The organism is Actinacidiphila sp. DG2A-62, from assembly GCF_035825295.1.
Lineage (GTDB): Bacteria > Actinomycetota > Actinomycetes > Streptomycetales > Streptomycetaceae > Actinacidiphila.
This window is the reverse complement of record NZ_JAYMGI010000002.1, coordinates 520,030-543,788: the sequence shown is the minus strand read 5'-3', so window position 1 is coordinate 543,788 and position 23,759 is coordinate 520,030. Positions and strand designations below refer to the sequence as shown.

General features: G+C 74.2%; 18 protein-coding genes. 7 read left to right on the top strand and 11 right to left on the bottom strand.

From position 1 onward, the window contains the following. Positions 1 to 170 precede the first annotated feature (170 nt). On the top strand, positions 171 to 2,006 hold the full coding sequence (locus VSR01_RS02830) for an adenylyl cyclase (RefSeq protein ID WP_326447708.1): 1,836 nt from the start codon (positions 171 to 173) through the stop codon (positions 2,004 to 2,006). An 81-nt stretch (positions 2,007 to 2,087) separates the two neighbouring features. Here VSR01_RS02830 and VSR01_RS02825 read toward each other — a convergent pair whose 3' ends face one another. Then, complete coding sequence (locus VSR01_RS02825) at positions 2,088 to 3,479, bottom strand: glycoside hydrolase family 43 protein (RefSeq protein ID WP_442785634.1); 1,392 nt, start codon at positions 3,477 to 3,479, stop codon at positions 2,088 to 2,090. Positions 3,480 to 3,769: 290 nt separating this feature from the next. Next, complete coding sequence (locus VSR01_RS02820) at positions 3,770 to 4,330, bottom strand: hypothetical protein (protein WP_326447706.1); 561 nt, start codon at positions 4,328 to 4,330, stop codon at positions 3,770 to 3,772. Between the two features lie 128 nt (positions 4,331 to 4,458). Between VSR01_RS02820 and VSR01_RS02815 the strand changes: the two genes are divergently transcribed. Both VSR01_RS02815 and VSR01_RS02810 read left to right on the top strand, forming a co-directional pair. Further along, the gene (locus tag VSR01_RS02815) at positions 4,459 to 5,304 is read left to right on the top strand and encodes a Tat pathway signal sequence domain protein (RefSeq protein ID WP_326447705.1); all 846 of its coding nucleotides are present in this window, start codon (positions 4,459 to 4,461) and stop codon (positions 5,302 to 5,304) included. A 94-nt stretch (positions 5,305 to 5,398) separates the two neighbouring features. Beyond that, positions 5,399 to 6,868, top strand: a complete 1,470-nt coding sequence (locus VSR01_RS02810; RefSeq protein ID WP_326447704.1) for a copper amine oxidase — start codon at positions 5,399 to 5,401, stop codon at positions 6,866 to 6,868. Between the two features lie 117 nt (positions 6,869 to 6,985). Here VSR01_RS02810 and VSR01_RS02805 read toward each other — a convergent pair whose 3' ends face one another. Beyond that, complete coding sequence (locus VSR01_RS02805; RefSeq protein ID WP_442785389.1) at positions 6,986 to 7,813, bottom strand: DUF4232 domain-containing protein; 828 nt, start codon at positions 7,811 to 7,813, stop codon at positions 6,986 to 6,988. A gap of 199 nt (positions 7,814 to 8,012) precedes the next feature. Between VSR01_RS02805 and VSR01_RS02800 the strand changes: the two genes are divergently transcribed. Further along, positions 8,013 to 9,281, top strand: coding sequence for a helix-turn-helix domain-containing protein (locus tag VSR01_RS02800; RefSeq protein WP_326447703.1), 1,269 nt, complete (start codon positions 8,013 to 8,015; stop codon positions 9,279 to 9,281). 7 nt (positions 9,282 to 9,288) lie between these two features. On the opposite strand, the gene VSR01_RS02795 is transcribed toward VSR01_RS02800, so the two are convergent. Beyond that, positions 9,289 to 10,263 (bottom strand): SDR family NAD(P)-dependent oxidoreductase, encoded by a 975-nt coding sequence (locus tag VSR01_RS02795; protein WP_326447702.1) that lies wholly within the window; start codon positions 10,261 to 10,263, stop codon positions 9,289 to 9,291. Between the two features lie 119 nt (positions 10,264 to 10,382). Continuing rightward, positions 10,383 to 10,949: a TetR/AcrR family transcriptional regulator gene (locus VSR01_RS02790; protein WP_326447701.1), complete on the bottom strand. Its 567-nt coding sequence runs from the start codon at positions 10,947 to 10,949 to the stop codon at positions 10,383 to 10,385. Positions 10,950 to 11,068: 119 nt separating this feature from the next. On the opposite strand from VSR01_RS02790, the gene VSR01_RS02785 reads away from it, so the two are divergent. Then, entirely contained in the window at positions 11,069 to 12,211 is a 1,143-nt protein-coding gene (locus tag VSR01_RS02785) for a cytochrome P450 (protein WP_326447700.1), read from the top strand. 89 nt (positions 12,212 to 12,300) lie between these two features. On the opposite strand, the gene VSR01_RS02780 is transcribed toward VSR01_RS02785, so the two are convergent. The 5 genes from VSR01_RS02780 to VSR01_RS02760 all read right to left on the bottom strand — a co-directional run bounded on the left by VSR01_RS02780 (position 12,301) and on the right by VSR01_RS02760 (position 17,514). Further along, positions 12,301 to 13,713, bottom strand: coding sequence for a geranylgeranyl reductase family protein (locus VSR01_RS02780; protein WP_326447699.1), 1,413 nt, complete (start codon positions 13,711 to 13,713; stop codon positions 12,301 to 12,303). 246 nt (positions 13,714 to 13,959) lie between these two features. Further along, positions 13,960 to 14,331, bottom strand: coding sequence for a hypothetical protein (locus VSR01_RS02775; protein WP_326447698.1), 372 nt, complete (start codon positions 14,329 to 14,331; stop codon positions 13,960 to 13,962). Positions 14,332 to 14,661: 330 nt separating this feature from the next. Continuing rightward, positions 14,662 to 15,345, bottom strand: coding sequence for a family 16 glycosylhydrolase (locus VSR01_RS02770; RefSeq protein WP_326447697.1), 684 nt, complete (start codon positions 15,343 to 15,345; stop codon positions 14,662 to 14,664). Then, complete coding sequence (locus VSR01_RS02765; RefSeq protein ID WP_326447696.1) at positions 15,342 to 15,752, bottom strand: hypothetical protein; 411 nt, start codon at positions 15,750 to 15,752, stop codon at positions 15,342 to 15,344. The genes VSR01_RS02770 and VSR01_RS02765 overlap by 4 nt, the downstream gene beginning before the upstream one ends. Positions 15,753 to 16,008: 256 nt before the next feature. Then, positions 16,009 to 17,514: an alkaline phosphatase family protein gene (locus tag VSR01_RS02760; protein WP_326447695.1), complete on the bottom strand. Its 1,506-nt coding sequence runs from the start codon at positions 17,512 to 17,514 to the stop codon at positions 16,009 to 16,011. Positions 17,515 to 17,776: 262 nt separating this feature from the next. On the opposite strand from VSR01_RS02760, the gene VSR01_RS02755 reads away from it, so the two are divergent. Beyond that, the gene (locus VSR01_RS02755; protein ID WP_326447694.1) at positions 17,777 to 18,427 is read left to right on the top strand and encodes a DedA family protein; all 651 of its coding nucleotides are present in this window, start codon (positions 17,777 to 17,779) and stop codon (positions 18,425 to 18,427) included. Here the strand turns inward: VSR01_RS02755 and VSR01_RS02750 are convergent. After that, the gene (locus tag VSR01_RS02750; RefSeq protein ID WP_326447693.1) at positions 18,399 to 19,424 is read right to left on the bottom strand and encodes a helix-turn-helix transcriptional regulator; all 1,026 of its coding nucleotides are present in this window, start codon (positions 19,422 to 19,424) and stop codon (positions 18,399 to 18,401) included. The genes VSR01_RS02755 and VSR01_RS02750 overlap by 29 nt on opposite strands. A gap of 398 nt (positions 19,425 to 19,822) precedes the next feature. Here VSR01_RS02750 and VSR01_RS02745 point away from each other — a divergent pair, with 398 nt between their 5' ends. After that, positions 19,823 to 23,740: an amino acid adenylation domain-containing protein gene (locus VSR01_RS02745; protein WP_326447692.1), complete on the top strand. Its 3,918-nt coding sequence runs from the start codon at positions 19,823 to 19,825 to the stop codon at positions 23,738 to 23,740. The last annotated feature ends 19 nt before the right edge of the window (positions 23,741 to 23,759 follow it).

Here is a 23,759-nt window from a genome sequence, read left to right as displayed (position 1 = left end):
CGTCACGCGGGCCGGCCGGGCCGGAGCGCGCCGCCCGTGAGGCGGCGCGCTCCGGTGTCCGCACGCTTATTGACGCTGCATAGCGGCGATGATTCACTGCCTGCCTGAGAGCGCTCTCTTGCGGCTGAGGGACCCAGCCGCCGTCCCGTCCACCACGTCCAGGGAGAGCTGTGTCCGTCAATCCCAACCGCCGTACCGTGCTCCGCGGCGCCGCCGTGGCCGCCGTCGCCGCGCCGCTGGCCGGCGGCCTCGCCGCCGGGTCGGCCACCGCGTCGACCCCCGCCGCCTCCGCGCAGCAGCGGGGCCACGGAAACGCTTACGGCCACGGCGCCGCAGACCTCGGCCCGAACGTCCTGGTCTTCGACCCGTCCATGGGCGACGCCGCGATCCAGGCGAAGGTCGACGAGGTGTTCGCCGTCCAGGAGTCCAACCAGTTCGGCGACGAGCGCTTCGCCCTGGCCTTCCGGCCGGGCACGTACCACGTCGACATCAACGTCGGCTTCTACACCCACGTCCTGGGCCTGGGCGCCCACCCCGGCGACGTGGTGATCAACGGCCACGTCACCGTCGACGCGCAGTGGCTCGACGGCAACGGCACCCAGGACTTCTGGCGCGCCGCGGAGAACCTGACCATCGTCCCGCCGGACGGCCTCAACCGCTGGGCGGTCGCGCAGGCCGGCCCGATGCGCCGGGTGCACATCAAGGGCAACATCACCCTGTGGCCGAGCCCGCCCGGCAACCAGTGGTCCAGCGGCGGCTTCCTCGCCGACAGCGTCGTGGACGGCTACGTCGAGTCCGGCTCGCAGCAGCAGTGGCTGTCCCGCAACGACACCTTCGGCAGCTGGAACGGCTCCAACTGGAACATGGTCTTCGTCGGCGTCCAGGGCGCCCCCGCCCAGTCCTTCCCGACGCCGCCCTTCACCACCGTCGACCGCACCCCGGTGGTCCGCGAGAAGCCCTTCCTGACCCTCGACCGGCACGGCGCCTACCAGGTGTTCGTGCCCGCGCTGCGCCGCGACTCCACCGGCACCACCTGGGCGGGCGGCCACGCCGCCGGCCGGAACATCGCGCTGTCCCGGTTCTTCGTGGCCCGGCCCGGCGACTCCGCCGCCGAGATCAACCGCGCCCTCGACCGCGGCCGGCACCTGCTGTTCACCCCCGGCATCTACGACCTGACCGCGCCGATCCGGGTCACCCGCCCCGGCACGGTGGTCCTCGGCATCGGCTACACCACGCTGCGCTCGCGGGCCGGCAACACGCTGATCGAGGTCGCCGACGTGCCCGGCGTCACCGTCGCCGGCGTGCTGGTCAAGGCCGGCTCGCCGCACACCCCGGTGCTGCTGCGGGTCGGCGAGGGCCGCAGCCGGCGCCGGCACGACGGCGACCCCACCGCGCTGTTCGACGTGTTCGCGCGGATCGGCGGCGCGATCGCCGGCGGCGCGGGCGTCAGCCTGCAGATCGACAGCAACGACGTCTTCTGCGACCACCTGTGGCTGTGGCGCGCCGACCACGGCCTGGACGGCACGGTGGGCTGGGCGGTCAACCCCGCCGACACCGGCATCCTGGTCAACGGCGACCACGTCACCACGTACGGACTGTTCGTGGAGCACTACCAGAAGTACGAGGTGCTCTGGAACGGCGACCACGGCCGCACGTACTTCTTCCAGAACGAGCACCCGTACGACGTGCCCACCCAGAGCGCGTGGGTGCACGGCTCCACCAAGGGCTACGCCGCCTACAAGGTCGCCGACGGCGTCCGCGAGCACTACGCGTGGGGCCTGGGCAGCTACTGCTTTTTCAACCTGGAGGCGGACATCTACACCGACCGCGCCTACGAGGTGCCCGACACCCCGGGCGTGGTCTTCACCGACCTGATGACCGTGTGCCTCAACGGCGCGGGCGGCGGCGGCATCCTGCACTGCGTCAACAACGCGGGCGACCCGGTGCAGAACGGCTTCGGGACGTACTACATGAAGGCGTACGGCAACGGCGAGGCCGTCGTCTGACGCTCTCCCGGCCCGAGAAACGGCCCGGGCGGGCCCCCGTTCGCTAGGGGTCCGCCCGGGCCGTCCGGCGTGTGCCGGTGATCAGTTGGAGTAGACCTCGGCGCGGTCCACCGAGATGTACGCGGCGCCCGAGGAGGCGTTCTTCGTGCCGGTGACGCGGACCCGCACGGTATGGCGCCCGTTGGGGAGTTCGGGACTGATGTACGTCACCTGCTCGCCCATCCGGATCGCGCCGTAGTAGTCCTGCGTGGTCTCCGGGCCGCCGTCCACGGAGATCGCGGCGATGCCGTTGCCGGTGTCGCGCACCGACAGCAGAGCGATCCGGGTGCCGGTGAACGTCCAGGTCGCGGTCGCGCCGGCCTCGGCGCTCCAGTGGTCGTCGCTCCAGAAGCACTGCACGCCGCAGCCCGAGCCGGAGTTCCAGTTCCCGGTGTAGGCCACCGAGCCCGCGCCGCTGGAGGTGTTGGTGTCGTTGATCCAGTACGGGCCGCCGCCCGGGTCGCCCGAGGGCAGGTCCTGGGTGGCGCCGGCGGCGAGGGGCGTGCCGAGATTCGGCGTGCCGTCGGAGTTCCAGGTGATCCGCTGGGCGCGCGTGGTGCGGCCGTTGTAGGTGTAGTCCGAGGTGTTCTTGCCGTGGTAGACGATCCAGTCCTGGGTGCCGTCGGGACTCTTGAAGAAGCCGTTGGAGCCCGGGCCCCACACGCCGGTGGAGTCGTTGCGGGAGAACACCGCGCCCTGGTGCTGCTTCCAGTTGCCGGGCGTCAGCGGGTTCGCGGAGCTGGGGATCGACTCCATCCACAACTGGTAGTCGGGAAGACCGGTGTCGCACGTGGAGTACACCAGGAACGTCGTCCCGTTGTGCTGGATGATCGAGGGCGCCTCGCGGACTGTGGAGCAGCCGCCGGCCGTCGGCAGGTAGACGCGGTTGCCAGAGACCGTCCAGGGGTTGGACATCGGCGCGATGTAGATCAGGTTGTGGCCCTCGGTGCCGGCGCCCGACCAGAGCACGTACAGCCGGCCGTCGCTCTGCCGCAGCAGCACCGGGTCGATCGCCCACACGTCGGCGGCGTTCGGCGGCTGCAGCTCGCCCTTGAAGTGGAACGGGCCCAGCGGATCGGTGCCGGAGGACTCGATCACGTACAGCCGGTGGTGGTCGTCCACGCCGTCGTCGGCGGTGTAGTAGACGTACCAGTGACCGTCGATCAGGTAGAACGACGGCGCCCACACCTGCTGGTTGCGCGAGGCGTCGGTGTCCTTCCACACGGTGGTGCGCGGCGCGGTCAGCAGTTCGCCGAGGGTCGGCGCCTTGGCGATCCGCACCGCGTCGCCCTCGGTGGCGGCCAGGTAGTAGTTCCCCTGGTAGTACGTCATGTACGGGTCCGGGCTGGTGCCCAGCGGATTGCGGAACGTGCCGGTGGCCGCGTGCGCGGGCGACGGCGTGAGGGCCACGCAGCACAGGGCGGCGAGCAACAGCGCGAGCAGCGCGGCCGCGGGGGATCTGACGGCCGCGGCCCACGCGGACCGGGACGCGGCGGACGGTGGGCTCGCGGACAGATGACCGGCGGACGGTCTGACGGACCACGGGATCGGGCCGGACGGGCGCACGGCTACCTCCAGGCGGACGGTGGGGGGCTGACGTCTGGTCGCGTGGGCGCGAGCACCGAGATTACAACGTTGCACATGACAAGAACAGGCCCCGGAAGACCCGGCCCGTGCGTCGCGGGGCGTTCACCGCGGGGTCGTCCGGCGTTGGCGGCGCGCGACTACCCTGCGCGGGAGGGCCGACCGCGACGGGCCGGCGCCGCACCGGGCGGCGGGGGAGGGGCGGGCATGACCAGTGCGCGCGAGCGTCCCGGCCCGGTGCGCCGGGCGCTGTGCCGGATCGGGCTGCACCGCTCCGAGCCCGCGATGCTGGACCGCGGCCCGTGCGTGACGGCGCGGTGGTGCCCGTCCTGCGCCACGATGCTCTGGGCGCACAGCGCGCACGAGTACCGGACGCACCCCGAGCCGCCCGGCCACCCGTGCGCGACGGTCGACGCGTGCGCCCGCTGCGGTGACGTACGGACGCTGTACCACCACCGCTTCACCGTGCGTGTCCCGCTGGCCGAACTCCCCGAGGAGCGGCGGCCCTGGATCCACGCGTGGCAGACGCAGGGCCCCTCGCCGTGCCACATGGCCGAGTTCTGCGAGGTCTGCGACGTGATGTCCGCGTCGGCGGAGCTGGTGCACGACTGGGACCGCAGCCGCTGGCCGGAGGTCGCCTGCCGCCGCTGCCGCGAGCCGTGGGTCGAGGACGGCGACGACTCCGCCGGCGCCGCGTTCACGGCCAACTCCTTTCGCCGGCCGGGCCGTTGCCGCCCGGCTGTGACGAAATCGGGACAACCGCGCGGGCACCGCGCGGGCGCCGCCGGCATCTGCACCTGTGACCGCACCACTCACAGGGGAGACACAGGTGACAGAGCAGGGGGAGGACCACCGCTCCGCGCGACCCGCCGGAGCCGGGGGCCGCACCGTCAGGAGGGCGCTGTGGGGCGCCGGGATAGCCGTCGCGGCCACCGCCGCGATGATCGCCGTCACAGTGCCCAGGGGCGCCTCCGCACACGGCGACAGCACGCGCCGCGACACGGCGTCCGCGTCCGCCGCGGCGTCCGGCGGGCAGTCGGGCGGGCCGGGCGGCGGCCACGGCGCCGTCACGCAGGACGGCGCGCCGCAGGGACCGCAGACCGGCATCGGACCGCTGACCGAGCAGGAGGTCGACCGGGCCAGGGCGATCGCGCTGTCGCACGACACCGCGCTGCACGCGCTCACCGTGCGGCGCACACCGGGCGCGGAGTACCTGGACGCGGATCTCGTCGAGCCGGCCGACCCCTCGGCGACCGCGCCGCGCCGCATCGAGATCCTCTCGTACGACTACGGGCACGACCGGCTGGTGAAGCAGACGGTCGACCTGTCCACCGGGGCGGTGGAGCGCACCGACACCGCGACCGGGGTGCAGCCGCCGCCGTCCGCCGACGAGACCCGGCAGGCCGCCGCCCTGCTGATCAAGGACCCGCTGGGCAAGGGCCTGCGCACCGACTTCACCGCGGCGACCAAGGGGCAGACGCTCACCTCGCCGGACCAGCTCCGGCTGCGCGGCATGTCGTTCGACACCGACGAGCAGTCCGCGCCGCCCGGCCTCGACAAGTGCGGGCGCAACCGCTGCGTGCGGCTGTTCACCCAGGTCAGGAACGGCCCCTGGATCGACACGACGGACTACGTCATCGATCTCAGCGACCACACCGTGGGCCGCGTCGACTGAGCCAGGTCGCCCACCGGCTGCACCCGCCGGGCCCGCCGCGTCGCGCGAGCCGCCCGAGCACCCGACCCACTTCGAAGCGGAGAACCCCACGACCATGCGCACATCCCTCACCGGCGCCGCCACCGGCGCCCGGACCGACGCGCGGCGCGCCCGGCGCCACGCGCTCGGCGCCGCCTCGGCGCTCCTGCTGCTGCCGGCGCTGGCCACCGGAGCGCTGAGCGGCACCGCGTCCGCCGCTCCGGCCACCCCGAGCACCCCGAGCACCGCGAGCAGCACGACCGCACCGGCCACCCCGAGCAGCCCCGCCACGACCGCACCGAGCGGCCCGACCGCGTTCCCCGGCGCCGCGCCCGCGCCGACCGCGTCGGCGCCCACCGTGACCCGGCCGGGCGCGGCGAGCACCTGCGGCACCGCCCGGCCGATCACCAAGACGCTGCCCAGCGGCACCAAGTGGACCATGTGCTGGCGGATCAGCGGGACCAAGGGCCTGGTCCTGGAGAAGGTCGCCTACCAGCCCAAGAAGGAGCGCAAGGCCATCCCCGTGCTGGCCTCCGCGGCGCTCGCCCAGGTCGACGTGCCCTACGACTCCGGCGCCGTGGAGTACAACGACCTGTCCGACATCGGCTTCGGCAACACCGCCGTCGACATCGGCCCCTCCGAGTGCCCCGGCGGCACCATCAGCTCGGCCTACGTCCCCCAGCAGGAGCGCAATGTCAAGGCACTGTGCGTGACCACCGCGCCGCACGGCTACGCCTACCGCGCCGACGACTACGACGCGGACGGCAACCCGAAGAAGTACACCGCGCAGGGCAGCGACCTGGTCGTCTTCTCCGTCTCCCAGCTCGGCTGGTACGAGTACGTCACCCAGTGGAACTTCTCCGACGACGGCACGATCACCGCCAAGGAGGGCGCCACCGGCGACCTCTCGCCGAGCGACTACAGCGGCCAGGGCACCGGCTGGCCGATCGGCAAGGGCGACCACGACCGGGCCACCAGCCACTACCACTCCGTCTTCTGGCGGCTGGACTTCGACCTCGACGGGTCGTCCCGGGCCGGGGTCGAGCAGTACGACACCCAGAAGACCGGCCAGGGCGGCGGTTCGGCGATCCTGCGGACCACCGAGACCCCGGTGACCAGGGAGCTGGCCGCGACCTCCGCGCTGCGCCGCTGGTGGCGGGTGGTCTCCACGGCCGGCAAGAACGCCGACGGGCACCCGCGCTCGTGGGAGCTGGTCCAGCAGCACTCCGACCACTACGACGCGCACCCGTACACCTCCAAGGACCTGTACGTCACCCAGTACCGGGCCTGCGAGCAGCTCGCCAGCGGCAACAGCGACCCCGCGTGCGCCGGGCGCGGCACGTCCGTCGACAAGTGGGCGAACGGCGAGACCCTCACCCACCCGGTGATGTGGGTCAACGTCGGCTTCCACCACATCCCGCGCGACGAGGACCAGACGCCGATGCCGATGCACTGGCAGGGCTTCCAGCTGGTGCCGCGCGACGTCACGGCGATGAGCCCGCTGACCCCGGAGGCCCTCGCGGGCAACGACGGCCAGGGTCACTGACCGGAACCGAGGGCCGGCGGTCCGCCCGGGGGATGTGCGGCTACGTCTCCCGCGCGGCGGCGTACCCGTTCGCGTGCGCGCGGGGAGGCGGCCGGCCGCGTGACCGGCCGCGCCGGCTCACCAGTTCAGCGCGTCGTCCGCGTACTGCTGCCAGTAGGTGGTGGTGAGGGAGTCGTCCACGTAGACGCCCTTGGCGGGCAGCGTGGGACGAGCGCCCGCGCCGACGCTGCCGGAGCCGGACCTGCCGCTGAAGTACACGGTCAGGGAGTGCTCGGTACGTCCGTGCGTGCCGCTGCCGTCCCCCGCGGACAGCCGCACCGACGCGTAGCCCGACTCGCCCGGGTCGAGCGTGACCACGGCCTGCGGCTGGGAGTCCTCGACCGGCGGCGGCACGGACTGGCTGCCCGGGAACTGCAGGGCCGGGTAGCCGTAGAGGTAGCAGGTCCTGCTGCCGGTGTTGGTGACGGTGAGCAGCAGGTGGTTCAGCGGGCGGGCCACCGGCGCGGCGACCGTGCGGGTCACGGAGCCCTCGCAGGTGACCGGCTTGCCGGAGGACGACCTGGCGCCGGTCGCGGGGGACGTGCCGGTGCGGCCGGCCGTGGTGCCGCTGCCCTTGCCGGAGACGGAGCCGGTGGACGCGGCCGGGCGCGCGGTGGTGGTCCCGGCGGTCCCGCCGGCCGTCCCGGACCCGGAGGAGGACGCGGAGGAGGACGGGGAGTCCGCGGGGGCGGACGGCGTGCCGGTGGCGCTCGCGGAGGGCGACGCGGCGGGGGAGCTGCCCGGCGACGCCTTCGCGGAGTCGCCGCCGTCCCCGCAGGCGGTCAGGCACAGCGCGGCGAGGATGGCGGTCGCCGCGCCGCCGACGGCGACGCGGACCCGCGCGCCGCGGTCGCGGGGCAGTCCGCGGGTGTCGGGGACGCGGTGCGGGCGGGACATACGGGACATGGGGCCGGGCCTCTTTCACGGTCGTGGTGCGTGAGGTGCTTGGATGACCTGAGCTTGTGGGGTGCTGCGTCCCGGCCGCCAGGCCGGACTGCAAGGTCGGGACGCCGGAACGGCGAAACCCCCTGCGACCAGGGGGAACGCTGAGCGCCTGGAACGCCGGAACGGGACGCCGCGTCATCGCGGTGGGAAGGAGGAACGGGTGGAGGGGGCAGCGGGGACCGGGCGGGCGGGGGATTTCGCGGCGTTGCTGCGGGAGCTCAAGGACCGCTCGGGGCTGAGCTACGGCGCGCTGTCCAAGCGGCTGCACACCAGCACCTCGACGCTGCACCGTTACTGCAGCGGCGTCGCGGTGCCGGCCGACTACGCGCCGGTGGAGCGCTTCGCCCGCGCGTGCCGGGCGACCCCGGAGGAACTCGTCGAACTCCACCGGCGCTGGGTGCTGGCGGACGCCGCGCGCGGCACCAAGGAGGCGGACAGGGCCGCTCCCCAGGCGCCCGGGGCCGGGGCACCGGGTGCGTCCGGCGTGCGATCGGCGCCGCCCGTGGCGGGCGCGGCCGACGCACTGGATGCGACGGACGCGACGGACGCGACGGACACGGGGGCGGTGCGGGACGCGGGGGGCTCCCACGGCTCCCGGGACGCCGCCGGCGACCACCCGCCCGCCGCCGAGACCCCGGCTTCCCCGGCTTCCCCGGCCTCTTCGGCTTCCTCGGTCTCCCCGCACCACCCGGCACCCGGGTTTTCCGCCCCCGCGCGGCCCCGTCGGCCCCGCCGGCGCCGCACCGCCCTCATCGCCTCGGCCGCGGCGATCGCCGCCCTGGCCGCGGTGGCGCTGGTCGCGCGCCCCTCGTCGTCGTCCGACAGCGACCCGGCCGCGCCGTTCACCGCCCGCGCCCGCCCGTACGTCTACGACGACCCGTGCAGCCAGCACTTCCTGGTCGACCGCGGGCCGACGCGGGTGGGGCCGCCGGCGAGCGAGCAGGACGCGCCGCGCTGGGCCGCCGCGTACCGCGCGGTCTCCTCGGACGAGCAGCGCGTCGCGCTCACCGTCCAGGGCACCGGCGCGAAGACGGTCGTCCTGGAGGCGCTGCACGTGCGTGTCGTGTCCCGCGGCGCGCCGCTGGCGTGGAACGACTACGCGATGGGGGTGGGCTGCGGCGGCGGCGTCGAGTCCGCGTCGTTCGACGTCGACCTGGACGCCGGCAGTCCCATGGTCGCCCTGCGGGGCGGGCAGCGCGCCTTCCCGTACAAGGTCAGCGAGCCCGACCCCGAGGTCTTCTACGTCACCGCCCACACCAAGGCGCACGACGTCCGCTGGGACCTGTCGCTGGACTGGTCGAGCGACGGCCGGCACGGCACCGTCCACATCGACGACGCCGGCAGGCCGTTCCGCACCAGCGCCGACGTCGGCCGTCCCGGCTACGACTACCCACTGGGCGGCACCGCGTGGATCGCGCGCGAGCAGTGAGCGGGGGTCAGGCGGGGACCCCGGCCAACAGGGCACGGGTCTCGGCGACCACCCGGTCCTGGAACTCCGGCTCGTGCACCAGCGCGGAGCCCCGCATCGGCCGCCCCTTCTCGTCGTAGTAGACGCCGCTGCGGGCCGAGCCGTCGGTGAGCAGGCCGGCGATCACCCGCCCGGCCCGCTTGGGCGTGCTCCAGTACTTCACGTACGGCGCCAGCGGGGCCAGCGCGTACTTCCCGAGCAGGCGCAGGAACAGGCCGCTGTCGCGGCCGAGGCCGGTGGCCGGGCTGAAGCCCGGCTCGACGGCGGTGAACCGCAGCCGCGGCGTCTCGCGGGCGAACGCCAGGACGGTCGCGAGGTTGCACTGCTTGGAGGTGGCGTAGGCGTCCCCGCCGGCCAGCCTGGAGCCGCCCGGCGCCCACTCGCCGCGCGCGCTCGCCTCGGCCGACACGTACCGGCCGCCGCGGAAGCCGGCCACCACCGCGGGCCTGCGCTCGGGGTCCTCGACGCCGGAGCAGACGAAGACGACCCGCGCGCCGTCGGGCAGGTGCGGTACGAGCGCCTCGGTCAGCGCGAACGGGCCGAGGTGGTTGGTCGCGAACGCGGTGTCCCAGCCGAGGGAGTTGGCGGTGGGCCGGGTCGGGAAGACGCCCGCGTTGTTGAGCAGGCCGGCCAGCGGCAGTCCCAGTGCGAGGATCTCGGCGGCGGCGCGCCGCACGCTCGCGGGTTCGGCCAGGTCGCACACCACGGTCACCGCGCGACCGCCGCGGCCTTCGACGGCCGCGCGCGTCCCGTCCAGCCGGGCGGCGTCGCGGCCGACCAGCACGAGCGTGCCGTGCCGGGCCAGTTCGAGCGCGGTGCTGCGGCCGAAGCCGGAGGTCGGCCCGGTGACGACGTAGGCGTCCTCGCGGTCCTGGCGATCCTGGCGGTCCTCGCGGCCCTGGCGGTCCTCGCCGCGGTGCCGGTCGGCGTCGGTGGGGGACATGGGGTCTCCTTGAGTGTCTGACTGATCAGTCATTTATGGGTGCGCGTCCCCGCGTGCCGGGCGGGCGGCGCGGAAAGCGGAAAACGGGACGGGGGTGGGGATGCCGCCGTGGTCGCGGGTCAGCCGACCATGCGCCAGAGCGCCTCGAAGCCGGCCCGGCCGTGCGCCTCCGCGTGATCGGGGTCCGCGGCGACGAAGTCGATCGTGGCGTCGGCGAGGGCGTTCATCAGGCTGCTGACGAGCATCAGCGGGGCGTCGCGCATCGCCCCTTGCGCGCGGATGCCCTCCATGATCTCGGCGACGCCCTTCATCGCGCGGGCCGCTGCCTGGTGGGTGGCCTCCGAGATCTCGTCCGAGACCTGCAACTGCGCCAGCGCGCGGCGTTTCTCGGGGTGACCGGCGGCCCATGCCAGCCAGCCCGACCACATGTGACGCAGCTGCTCGCGCGCGGCTGCGCCTGCCGGCATCCCGCCGACGGCCGCCGCGCCCATCTCCGTCTTCAGCTCCAGGTAGAGGTGGTTGAGCAGGTCGGCCTTGGTGTCGAAGTAGGTGAACAGCGAGCCGTTGGAGACGCCGGCCTCCCTGGCGATGGTCGCCGTCGCCGCGCCGAGCCCCTGTGCGGCGATGACGCGCGTGGCGGCGGACATGATCGCGGCCCGCCTGTCGCTGCTCTTCGGTCGTGGCATGGCTCCAGCATGTAAGAGAGTGGCCAGTCAGTCAAGTACGGCGGCGCCCGTCTCCGGCTCTCCGCGGCGACCCGGCACCCGCCGGCCGACCGGGTCGGCCCGCGGCTTAGGCTCGGCCCATGGTCACGCTCGCCCAGCTCGCCGACGATCCCCATCCGCACCTGGCCCGGCTGCGCGCCCAGGCGCCCGTGGTGTGGGTGGACGCGCTCGGCGGGTGGCTGGTCACCGGGCGGGCGCTCGCCGTCGAGGTGATGCGCGACGCCGCCACCTTCACCGTGGACGACCCCCGGTTCACCACCGCCCAGGTGGTCGGCCCGAGCATGCTCTCGCTGGACGGCCCCGAACACGCCCGACACCGCGACCCGTTCGTCGAGCCCTTCCGGCCGCGGGTGGTGCACGCGGCGCTCGGCGACGCCGTCCGGCGCGAGGCGGACCGGCTGATCGACGCCCTCGCGCCGCGGGGCGCGGCCGAACTGCGCCGGAACTTCGCGGGCCCGCTCGCCGCTGCCGTCATGGCCGAGGTGCTCGGGCTGGCCGACATCCCCGTGACCACCGTCCTGGCCTGGTACGACGCGATCGTGCGGGCCGTGGACCTGCTGACCCACGGCGAGGCGGCGGGGACCGAGGGACCCGCGGCGTACCGGGCGCTGCGCGACGCCGTCGCCGGCACGCTCGACGCCGGCGCGAACGGCTCGCTGCTCGCCCGCGCCGCCGCCGACGGGCGCCTCGACCGGGCCGAACTGGCCTCCAACGCCGCCGTGCTGCTCTTCGGCGGCATCGAGACCACCGAGGCGATGATCGCCAACGCGGCGCTGCACGTCCTCGGCGAACCCGGCCTCGTGCCGCGGCTGTCCGCCGACCCGGACCTCCTGGACGCCGCGATCGAGGAGTCGCTGCGCCTGGAGCCCGGGGCCGCGGTGGTCGACCGCTACGCCACCCGGGACGTCGAGCTGGCCGGAGCGCGCGTCCGCGCGGGCGACCTCGTCACGGTCTCGCTGGCCGGCGCCAACCGCGACCCGGACGTCTTCCCGGACCCGGACCGCTTCGACGTCGAACGCCCCAACGTACGGCTGCAGTTGGCGTTCGCGCACGGGCCGCACTACTGCGTCGGCGCGCACCTGGCCCGGCTGGAGGCCCGCACCGCGCTGCGCGCCTGCTTCGAGCGGCTGCCGGGGCTGCGTCTCGACCCGGACCGCCCGAGCGCCCCGCGCGGCCTCGTCTTCCGCAAACCGCCGACGCTGGCGGTGCGGTGGGACGGGTGAGCGGGGCGCTCCGCCGCGCACGGGAACAGGACTGACGTCACGTCAGTCCTCCGTGTCCCCCGCGCGAACCGCCGTGTGGGCCGCCGCCCTCACCTGGTGCCGGTCGGCGCAGGGGTGAGGCGCACCAGCGTGTTGAGGACGTGGTCGACCGCGTCGCGCGACGGGTCGTCGGTGAGGTTCGTCAGCAGCCTGGCCATGCCGCCGACCAGCGCCGGGCGGTCGATGATCCGGCTGAGCAGCGGCTGGAACCCGGCCCTGCTCAGCACATACGTGGCCGCGGCGTTCCCCAGCCGGTAGTAGCGGCCCCAGCGCCGGTTCAGCTCGGCCGGGTAGTTCTGCAGGGCGCGCTCGCGGGCCGGGCCGGCCGGGCGGGTCAGCGCCACCGCGGCGGCCTCGGCCGCCGCCTCGCCGGACTCCATCGCCTGGCAGATGCCCTCGCCGTTCCACGGGCTGATCGCACCCGCGCTGTCGCCCACCAGCAGCAGCCCGCGGCCGTACTGGGGACGGCGGTTGAGGCCCATCGGCAGCGCCGCGCTGCGCACCGGCCCGTCCGCGCCCTCGGCGTCCAGACCCCAGGCCCGCGGGGTGCGCGCGAGCCACGCGTCGAGCGTCGCCCGCAGGTCGGGGGAGCGGTCGCGGTGCCGGGTGAGCATCCCGAGGCCGACGTTCACCCGGCCGTCGCCGAGCGGGAAGATCCAGCCGTAGCCGGGCAGATGGCGCCCGGTGGACGGGTGGCGCAGGTCCGCCCACAGCTCCAGGTAGTCCTCCTGGGAGCGCTCGGGACTGCGGTAGTAGCGGCGCACGGCGGTAGCCATCGGCCGGGCCTTGTCGCGGTGCGCGCCGAGGGCGACGGCCAGCCGCGCGGAGGCGCCGTCGGCGGCGATCACCAGCGGCGCGCGGTACTCGACCGGCTCGCCGCCGCGGCGCGGCACCGCCCGGACGCCGACCACCCGCCCGGCGCGGTCGGTCAGCGGGGCGGTGACCTTCACGCCGGTCTCCAGACGGGCGCCGGCCGCCTCGGCGTGTCGGACCAGGATCTCGTCGAAGTCGTGGCGGGTGCGGGTCAGCCCGAAGTCGGGGAAACGGGTCAGCCCCGGCCAGTCGATGAGCACCTCGTGGCCGTCGCAGATCCAGCGCATGCCGCGCGAGCGGTGCCAGCCCTCGCCGGTGACGTCGACGCCCATCCGCTGCAACTGGTGCACCGCGCGCGGCGTCAGGCCATCCCCGCACACCTTCTCGCGCGGGAACTCGTCCTTCTCCAGCACCAGGACGTCCACCCCGGCGCGCGCGAGGTGATAGGCCGCGCTCGACCCCGCGGGGCCCGCGCCCACCACCAGGACCTGCGCCTCACGGGGGGTTGCGCCGGAGCCGTCCGCGTCACCGGAGCCGCGGGAGCCGCCGGACCTCTCCGGCCCCGCGGCCCCGCTCTCCGCCTCCGGCCGCCCCGGGGTCGCCGGCCCGCCGGCCGCGGCGCCGTCCTTCGCCTCGTTCACGTCGCTCATGTCACCCATCGCTACCCGCCCCGCCCGGCCGCGAAGCCGCGGCGCGCGGAGCTTGATCGAAATCCGGCGACCTGCGCCGCCGCCGGCGGACGCCCCGCATCCGGGGGCCCGGTGCGTCCACCGTACGGCGCTGCCCGCGCGGACCCGCGCGGGCGGGGGCTGCCGGGGCCGCAGGGGCTCGGGACGAGGCGTCTCGATGTCGGGACCGCCGGCGCGCGGCGGCCGCGCCGGGCGGCCGCGCGGCGCTCAGCGGCCGGCCGGCTCCCCGCTCGCCGACGGGCCGGGGTACTCGGGCAGGCCGGTCGCGGCGCCGGGCGTGCGGTCGCCGGCGGCCGAGCAGACGATCGCGCAGTGGTCGCCGGGCCTGTCGGAGGCCGCCCCGGGGCCCGAAGTCCGGTCGTCGGCCCCGCCCTTCGCCCCGCCCTTCGCCCCGCCTTGCGCCCGGTCGTCGGCCGTCGGCGCGGCGCCGGACGAGCCGGACGCACCCGGCGAGGCCGTGGCGGACGCCGACGGGTCGGCCTTCGGCGCCGGCGTGTGCGACGAGGACGAGCAGCCGCTCACCCACACCGCGGCCAGCACGACCGCCCCCGACACCACGACGGCCCGTATCGTCGCCATCCGCCCGACTCCCCCCACGCGTCCACGGGCGCCCCTCGGCGCGCCGACCCCGGCCGCGATCATAGCCACCGCCGCGACCGCCATCCGCGCCGGTCCGCGCCGGTCCTCGCCGGTTCGCGCCCGTCCTCGCCGGACCGCGCCCGTCCTCGCCGGTCCTCGCCGGTCCTCGCCGGACCGGGCGGCCGGACCGCACGGCTCGCGCGGGGCACGCGCGAAGACGATCCGGACCGGTGCCGGGGAACGGCCGCGGGGCCGCCCGCAGGACGCTGCCTCCGGACGGCCCCGGGCCCACGGGCCCCGGACGCGCGGAACCCGTACCGCCGTCGCGGCCTACGGCGCCTTGTTGTACACGGCGACGTAGTCGATGGTCATCTGCCCGCCGGACACCGTCGCGTCGTTGGGGCCGCCGCCGAAGGCGTCGGGGAAGCCGCCGCCCATCGCCAGGTCGTAGATGATGAAGAACGGGTGGTCGACCGCGTCGGCCCAGGTGCCGGCGTCCACCTGGGTGGCGTTGACGGTGAAGTAGTTCTGCCCGTCGAGGTACCAGCGGATCTGCTCGGGCGAGACCGAGCGGTCGATCTGCACGGCGTAGGTGTGGTAGCCGGTCTGGCAGCCGGAGCAGGCGTGCTCGCCCGAGCCGATGCCGGTCGACTCGTTGCACGGGCCGCCCGGGTTGGTGCCGCAGTGCAGCGTCCCGAAGACCGAGCTGCGCGCGTTGACGTCCTCCAGGATGTCCACCTCGCCGGAGGTCGGCCAGGTGGTGCCGGTGCGCAGCGTCGAGCCGAGCATCCAGAACGCCGGCCAGTAGCCCGCGCCGTCGGCGGTGGTCAGGTCCGGCTGCTGGATCGAGGACTGCATCATCACCACGCCGCCGGGGGGCGCGCCGAAGTCCGCCGACTGCGTCTCGACGCGGCCCGAGGTCCAGCCCGAGCGCGGGTCGGAGCCGTCGTGCAGCGCCTTGAGCACCAGGTGGCCCTGGCCGTCCTCGTAGACGTTGGACGTGCTGTCGGTCATGGTCTCGATCTCACCGGTGCCGAAGCTGCTGCCGGGACCGGTGTCGTACTTCCACGTCGAGGTCGGGAGGCCGGTGCCGGCCGCGCCGTCGAAGTCGTCGCTCCAGGTGGTGGTGAAGCCGCAGGCGGTCCCGGCACGTCGTTCGGCGCGGCGGCGCTCGCCGCGTGCGCCGCGGTCACGGCGCGCGTGGCCGGCGCGTGCGCGGCCCGCGGCGTCTGCCTGGCCTGCCCGGTGGTGGCCGCGCCGGCGGTGCCCGCGACGGCCAGGCCGGCCAGGCCCAGCGCCCCGACGGCCAGCGCGGCGAGCACGGTCCGGGTGCGGGCGCGCCGCGCGCGGCGCGCGGCGCGGGCCGACAGCGGCGGGTCGTGGGGCGCTGCCTCCCGCAGTGGTGTGTGTCCGCTGGACAATGCGATCTCCTGTCCCGAAGAGAGGTGTGTGGGGGGGTGCCGTTCCTCGAACACGCGGCCTCGCCTGGGGCCGTGCGCGGCTCGCGCTCACTGAGAGCGCTCTCTTCGCTTCGGAAGCTGTCTACCGACCCCTCCGGAAGAGCGTCAAGGAATCGGACAGGAGCCTCACGCGTCCCACACATCCCCCACGAATCACCGCCGCGCCGGTCCCGCCGGGCCCCTCCGACCGGCGGGGCCCGGCGGGACCGGCGGGCCGTCAGATACGGGGCCGGTGGCCGCGCTCCTGACGCGGCGCGGTCTGCTTGTCCGGCACCTTGGGCAGCGGCAGGCGCGCCGCCTCGTACTGCGCGAGGCTGTAGCGGGCGCCGGTCTGCGGCAGCTGCGGCGCGGGGCGGCGCGGCGCGGACATCCGCAGCGCCGAGGTCAGGTCGCCGGTGACGCGACGGCGCCACTGGCTGATGTTGGGCTCGGCGACGCCGGTGACCCGCTCCAGGAACCGCAGCACCGACGTGTGGTCGAACGTCTCGGACGCGACCCAGCCGCCCACCGTCCAGGGCGAGACGATGACGCACGGCACCCGGAAGCCGAGCCCCACCGGCAGGTTGCCGCCCGCCACCCCGGTCGGCGACGTCCCGGCGACGAACTCGCCCGCCGTCCCGGCCGGCGGGGTCGGCGGCACCACGTGGTCGAACAGCCCGTCGTTCTCGTCGTAGTTGAGGATGAAGACGGTCTTCGCCCAGGTCTCGGGGTTGGCCGCGACCGCGTCGATCTTCCCGGCCAGCCAGTCGGCGCCGGCGGCTGGCATGCGCGCCGGGTGCTCGTCGTACAGCGACGGCGGCAGCAGCCAACTGACCTTCGGCAGCGTGCCGTTCATCGCGTCGTACTCGAACTGCCCGAACGCGCTCTCGGCGATGGCCTTGTCGTACAGCGGGTCGCCGGGCTTCGCCGCCTGGTACTGCTTCATGTTGGCGATCGGGGCCAGGCCGGTTGGGCCGCCGCCGGGGCCCGAGGACGGCTCGTGGTAGATCCGCCAGCTCACCCCGGCGGCCTCCAGACGCTCGGGGTAGGTGGTCCAGGAGTACGTCCCCTTGGCGGCGTTGTTGTCCAGCGCGGGACCGCCGGCCAGGCCGTCAGGGTCGATGGTGCCGGTCATGTGCATGTAGCGGTTGGGGTGGGTGGGGCCCATCACCGAGCAGTGGTAGGCGTCGCACACCGTGAACGCGTCGGCCAGCGCGTAGTGGAACGGTATGTCGTCGCGGGTCAGATAGCCCATCGTGTACGGGCCCTTGGCGTCGCCGTCCGCGCCGCGGTGCGCCGGCAGCCAGTTGTCCATCGCGCCGCCGTTCCACGCGTTGTGCTGGGCCCGCCAGGCGTGGCTGAGCGAGGGCACGGCCATCGCCGCGGTGGTGCGCGAGTCCATGTGGTAGGGCAGCAGGTAGCCGTCCGGGTTGAGGCTGTCGGGCTGGTAGTAGACCGGGCGCCCGTTCGGCAACCGGGCCGCCCGGGGGTCCTCGAAGCCGCGCACGCCCGACAGGGTGCCGAAGTAGTGGTCGAAGCTGCGGTTCTCCTGCATCAGGATCACCACGTGCTCGATGTCGGACAGCCGCCCGCCCGATCGCGGCTCGGCCGCCGCCGCGCGGCTGAGGTTGGGCGGCAGCACCGACGCGGCGGCCGCCACGCCGCCGACCGCCGCGGCGGCGCCCAACAGCCGCCGCCGGGTGGGGCCGTCGGGCCGGCTGTCGTCCTGAGTGGCCTCGGACATCCGTGTTCCTTTCGCGGGCGCGCGCCCGGACCGGGCGCACGGGGGAAGAAGGCAGAGCAAGGTTGCTCGCCCTCCGGCACGCCGCGGTGACCACCGCATGGCCACCACAAGAAGACCCGTGGCCGTACGCCCCACCCGCGCCGGGGGACCGCGGTGTGCCCGCGGGGGCGACGGGTCGTGTAGTAGTTGAGGCGGTGATCCGTACCGCGGCCCGGCGTGCTGCGGACACGCCCTGAGCCTTTGCGGAAGGAGTGTGGGACCGATGAGCGCGCCGCCGCTGCCGGGGGTGCTGGGCGATCTCGCGCCAGTGCTGAACCACTGGGGGTACTGGGCGGTCGGCGGGCTGCTGTTCGTCGAGGACTTCGGGGTGCCCGCCCCCGGCGAGACGATCCTGATCGCCGCGGCGCTCTACGCCGGCGCGGGACAGCTCAACATCGCCGCCGTCATCGTCATCGGCATCGCCGCCGCGATACTGGGCGACAACGTCGGCTATCTGATCGGCCGCACCGGCGGCCACTCCCTGGTGCTGCGCTACGGCAAGTACGTCCTGCTCACACCGGAGCGCTTCGAGAAGGCGGAGCGGTTCTTCACCCGGCACGGCGGCAAGGTCGTCACGATCGCCCGCTTCGTGGAGGGACTGCGCCAGGCCAACGGCATCATCGCCGGCACCACCAAGATGCCCTGGCGCCGCTTCCTGGTCTTCAACGCCCTCGGCGCGGCCCTGTGGGTCGGCGTCTGGGCCGGCCTCGGCTACGCGGCGGGCGACCACATCACCACGATCTACCGCGAGGTGAACCGGTACTCGCTGTACGTCCTGGCGGCGCTCGGCGCGGTGGTGGCCGCCCTGATCGCGCGCGCCGTGGTGCGCCGGCGCCGCGCCGCGCCTACTTCAACACCCCCCGATCCCCGGTGAGGTAACCCGCCTGGAAGCGGCTCTTCGCGCCGAGCTGCTCGAAGATCTCGGCGACGTGCTTGCGGCAGGTGCGCAGCGACATGCCGAGCCGCCGCGCGATGGTCTCGTCGCGGGCCCCCTCGCCGAGCAGCCGCAGGATGTTCTGGTGCAGCTCGCCCAGCGCGAGCGTGTCCAGCCGGTTGCCGAACGGCGTGGCCAGGTCCCACGCCCGGTCGAACGCGCCGCACAGGAAGGCCAGCGTCGAGGCGTCGCGGACCACCGCCGCGCCCCCGGGCATCGAGTGGTGCGGGATGAACGCCGCCGACCGGTCGAACGCGATGAGTCGGCCGAACAGCTCCGGGCAGGTGCGCACCTCCGCGCCGGCCGCGGTGACCTTCTCGACGTAGTCCCGGGTGGGCGCGTGGTAGCGCGCCGAGTGCTGGTAGAGCGTGCGCATCCGCACCCCGCGGCCGAGCAGCGCCAGATCGCGGGCCAGCGCCTGCTCCAGCTGCTCCGGCGGCCGTCCGCCGCCCGGCTGGCAGGTGACCATCTCCTCCTTGCACGCCAGGCTCGCCTCGTCGACGAGGGAGAGCACCGCGGAGAGCGTTCCGAAGACTTCCACCGAATTCTGGGTGCAGCCGGCGTCGGCCAGCACGGAATAGACCCCGAAAAGCTCGTCTAATCGCTTCCGCGAATCATCGAGATCCGCCACCGTCTGGCGCAGCCGTGATTCGGCCGCGGCCAGCCGCGAGGCCGCGATCTGCGGATTGAGCACCCGCCACGCCGTCTGCCGAGGAGCCCCTTCGCCACCCGTGCTGACCTGCTGGCTCTCCATGAGCTGCGCCACCGTCAGCTCGTCGAGCGCGCGCTGCGCCGCGGCCTGGGACATGCCCAGGACATCCGCCGTTTCTGCCACTGAAACAAACGGACGGGAGACCGCCCACTTGTAGATGCTCAGGTGTGTCGCGGTGAGCTTCCACGGGGTCTCCGGATCGCCGACGGCGCGTAGTTCGTCCACTTTAATCCCCCTCGCAGCTTGCTGTCTGCAGCATGATGACGCCTGGTCGTGGTTGAAAACAAGTCGGCCCCGAGGGCAAGATTTGCGGCGAGGCTGAATTCGGCGCGCCGCGCCGATGCGGCCGAAATCCGACTCGAATCTGTTAATGGGGGATGAAAAGCATGCCGTCGGTGCGACGACGCGTTCTCGGGCAGGGCCGTTCGCCTTCTTCCGCCGCTGCGGGAAACACTCCGCGAACGCTGCTCCTCGCGTGTCTCCACGGGTGTCTGACCTGCGCGGGAGACGCTGGAGTCGCCGCCCCGGCCGGCCCGGGGGACGACGACAGCGGCTGGGGCTGACTCCTCGGGGCGGCTCTTCGCCGCCCCGCCTTTCACCTCGTCGAGTCGAAAGGTAAGACCGTGGTCGCCAAAGAACTCGAGGACATCGACACCGAATCAGCAGCGGCGGTGCAGTCAATTACCGGCATGCTGGCGGAGCAGGTCGCGAACCGCCCGGACGACACCGCCGCGGTGCACCGGGACACCGTCTTGACCTACCGTGAACTGGACGCGCGCAGCGCCGCGCTGGCCGGGCTGGTCGCGGCCGGCGCCGGACCCGACACCTGCGTCGGTGTATACGCCGAACCGTCGCTCGACCTCATGACCGGCGTGTGGGGCGTGCTGCGCTCCGGCGCCGCCTACCTCCCGCTGTCGCCCGACTATCCCGACGAGCGGCTGCGCTACATGCTGGAGGACTCGCGGACCGCGGTCGTGGTGGCCCAGCCGCACCTGCGGGACCGGCTGGAGCGGCTGGCCCCGGCCGGCACCACCGTCGTGACGGCCGCCGACGCGCAGGCGCACGCGGCCCGCCGTCCGGACCGGCCGGACCTCGCCCGGCCGCGCCCGCGCCACCTGGCCTACGTCATCTACACCTCCGGCAGCACCGGGCGGCCCAAGGGCGTGATGATCGAGCACCGCAGCATCGCCGCCCAGATGCGCTGGCTGCGCGCGACGCACGGCCTCGACCACCGCCGCCGGGTGCTGCAGAAGACCCCGATCAGCTTCGACGCCGCCCAGTGGGAGCTGCTCGCCCCCGCCTGCGGCGCCACCGCGGTGATGGGCGAGGCCGGCCTGTACCGCGACCCGGACCGGATCGCCGAGCACGTGCGACGGCACCGGATCACCACCCTGCAGTGCGTGCCGACCCTGCTGCGCGCGCTGCTGGACGTGGAGGAGCGCGAGCAGTTCGCCTCGCTGACCCAGGTGTTCAGCGGCGGCGAGGCACTCTCCCGCGAACTGGCGCTCGCCTGCGTGCGGGCGCTGCCGCATGCCGAGCTGGTCAACCTCTACGGGCCGACCGAGTGCACCATCAACTCCTCGTCGTACACCGTCGATCCGGCCGCGCTGCACGAGGGGCCGCAGGCGGTGTCCATCGGCACGCCGGCCGCCGACACCGAGTACCTGATCCTCGACGACCGCCGGACGCCGGTCGCCGTCGGCGAGATCGGCGAGCTGTACATCGGCGGCGTCCAGCTCACCCGCGGCTATCTGCACCGGCCCGACCTGACCGCCGAGCGCTTCCTGCACAGCCCGTACGCCGCCCAGGGCCGCGGCGGCTGGCTCTACCGCACCGGCGACCTCGCGTACTGGAACACCGACGGCACCGTGCAGTGCGTGGGACGCGCCGACAACCAGGTCAAACTGCGCGGCTACCGCGTGGAGCTGGACGAGATCCGGCTGCGCATCGAGTCGCACGACTGGGTCCGCAAGGCCGCGGTCGTGCTCGGCGCCGACCCGGCCACCGGCTTCGAGAACCTGCTGTCCTACGTCGAACTCGACCCGCAGCGCGCGGCGTTGATGGACCAGGGCAACCACGGCGCGCACCACCAGAGCAAGGCGGGCAAGCTCCAGGTCAAGGCGCAGCTGTCGGGCCGCGGACTGCGCCGCCCCGAGGAGCTGCGCGGCAGACCGGCGCAGCCGCTGCCCGGCCGCGAACCGACCGCCCGCCAGCGCGCGCTGGTCTTCGGCCGCAAGACCTACCGCTTCTTCGAGGGCGGCGAACTGACCGCCGACGACATCCTGCGGGTGCTCGCACGCAGGGCGCCGGGCGCGCCGCCGCGCCGCCCGCAGGACCTCGGCGCGGCCGAATGGGGCCGCATCCTGCGCTACTTCGGCCAGTACCTGAGCCCCGAGCGGCTGCTGCCCAAGTACGGCTACGCCTCGCCCGGCTCGCTCTACGCCACCCAACTGCACCTGGAGACCGCGGGAGTGCCCGCCCTGCAGCCCGGCTGGTCGTACTACCACCCGGTGGACCACCGGCTGGTGCGGATCTCACCGCCCCGACCGGACGACGAGGCCGGCGTGCGGCTGCACTTCGTCGGCCGCCGCGAAGCCATCGAGCCGATCTACCGCAACAACATCCAGGAGGTGCTGGAGATCGAGACCGGGCACATGCTCGGCCTGTTCGACGAGGTGCTGCCCGGCCACGGGCTGCGCGCGGTCCCCGACCGCCTCGACCCGGCGGCCCGCGAGCGGCTCGCCGTCGCCGAGAAGGACTTCTACCTCGGCTCGTTCCGGGTGCTCCCGCTCGACGCCGCGCCCTTGGACGCCTCGCTCGACGTGCCGCTGGACCTCTACGTGCAGGCCCACCCCGGGCGGGTCCCCGACCTGCCCGCCGGCCAGTACGCCTACCAGGACGGCGAGTTGCGCCCGCTGTCCGCCGAACTCGTGCTCAGACGCGACGTCATCGCGATCAACCAGGAGGTCTACGACCGGGCCCGCATCGGCGTCACGGTCGTCGCCCCGAGCGGCCCGCGCTGGCTGCGGTACGTCGCGCTCGGCCGGGAGCTGCAGCGCCTGCAGCTGAACGACCTCGGCATCGGCTTCATGTCCTCCGGCTACAGCTCGAAGAGCGGCAACCCGCTGCCCTCCGCCCGGCGCATCGACGCGATCCTGTCCCCGCTCGGACGGCCCACAGGACCCTCGTACTTCTTCGTCGGCGGCCCGGTCAGCCAGGAGCAGCGGCGCAGCGAGGGCATGAAGGAGGACCTGGTCCACATGCGCGGACCGGCCGAGATGATCAAGGACGACCTGGCGGCGTTCCTGCCCGACTACATGGTCCCCAACCGCGTCACCATCCTCGACGCGCTGCCGCTCACCGCCAACGGCAAGATCGACACACAGGCGCTGGCCCGCGTCGACACCGGTGCGGCGCGGCCCGCCGACCGGCCGTTCACCGCGCCGCGCAGCCCCGCGGAGGAGCAGGTGGCGGCCGTGTGGACCCGGCTGCTGCACCGCGAACAGCCGTCGGTGCTCGACGACTTCTTCGAGTCGGGCGGCAACTCGCTGGTCGCGGTGGGCATCGTCAACCGGCTCAACAAGGAGTTCGGCGTCTCGCTGCCGCTGCAGATCGTCTTCGATGCGCCGACCATCGAGAAGCTGGCGCTGGCCCTGGACGCGGAGCGCGCCGCGGCCGGCGGCCACGGACGCTCCCGGCTGGTGCCGCTGCGCGCCCCGGCCCGGCCCGGCGCCGGGCGGCCGGTCTTCTGCTGGCCCGGGCTCGGCGGCTACACCATGAACCTGCGCCCGCTGGCCGGCGAACTCGACGACGACCGGCCCTTCTACGGCGTGCAGGCCCACGGGGTCAACGACGGCGAGACGCCCTATCCGACGATCCGCGCCATGGCCGCCGCCGACGCCGAGCTGATCCGCGGCATCCAGCCCGAGGGCCCGTACACCCTGTGGGGCTACTCCTTCGGCGCCCGCGTCGCCTTCGAGACCGCCTACCAACTGGAGTCCGCCGGGGAGCGGGTGGACCACCTGCACCTGATCGCCCCCGGCTCGCCCCGGCTGCGCCCCCGCCCCGCACCGCGCGCAGCGGGCCGGACCGCGGAACCGGGCGGCAGCGCGGGGGACGGCGACGGCCGCGACGACGAGGCGTTCCTGACCATCCTCTACTCGGTGTTCGCCGGCGCGATCAGCGGTCCCGAACTCGACGAGTGCCTGAAAGCGGCGGCCGAGAGCCCGGACGGCTTCGCCGACTTCATCACCGACCGCTACCCCCACCTCGGCCACGACCTGGTCCGGCGGGTGATCGGCATCGTCCGCCTGACCTACAGCTTCACCTACACCTTCGGCGAGCTGCTGGAACGCAGGATCGCCGCGCCGGTGACCGTCTTCAAGGCCCGCGGCGACGACTACTCCTTCATCGACGGCGCCACCGGCTGGTCCGAGCGCCCGCCGGTGACCGTCACCCTCGACGCCGACCACTACGGCCTGCTGCGCGACCCCGGCGTCCGCGAACTGGCCGCCGCGATACGGCGGTTGCGCGACCACTGACCGCACCCCGGGGCCTCGC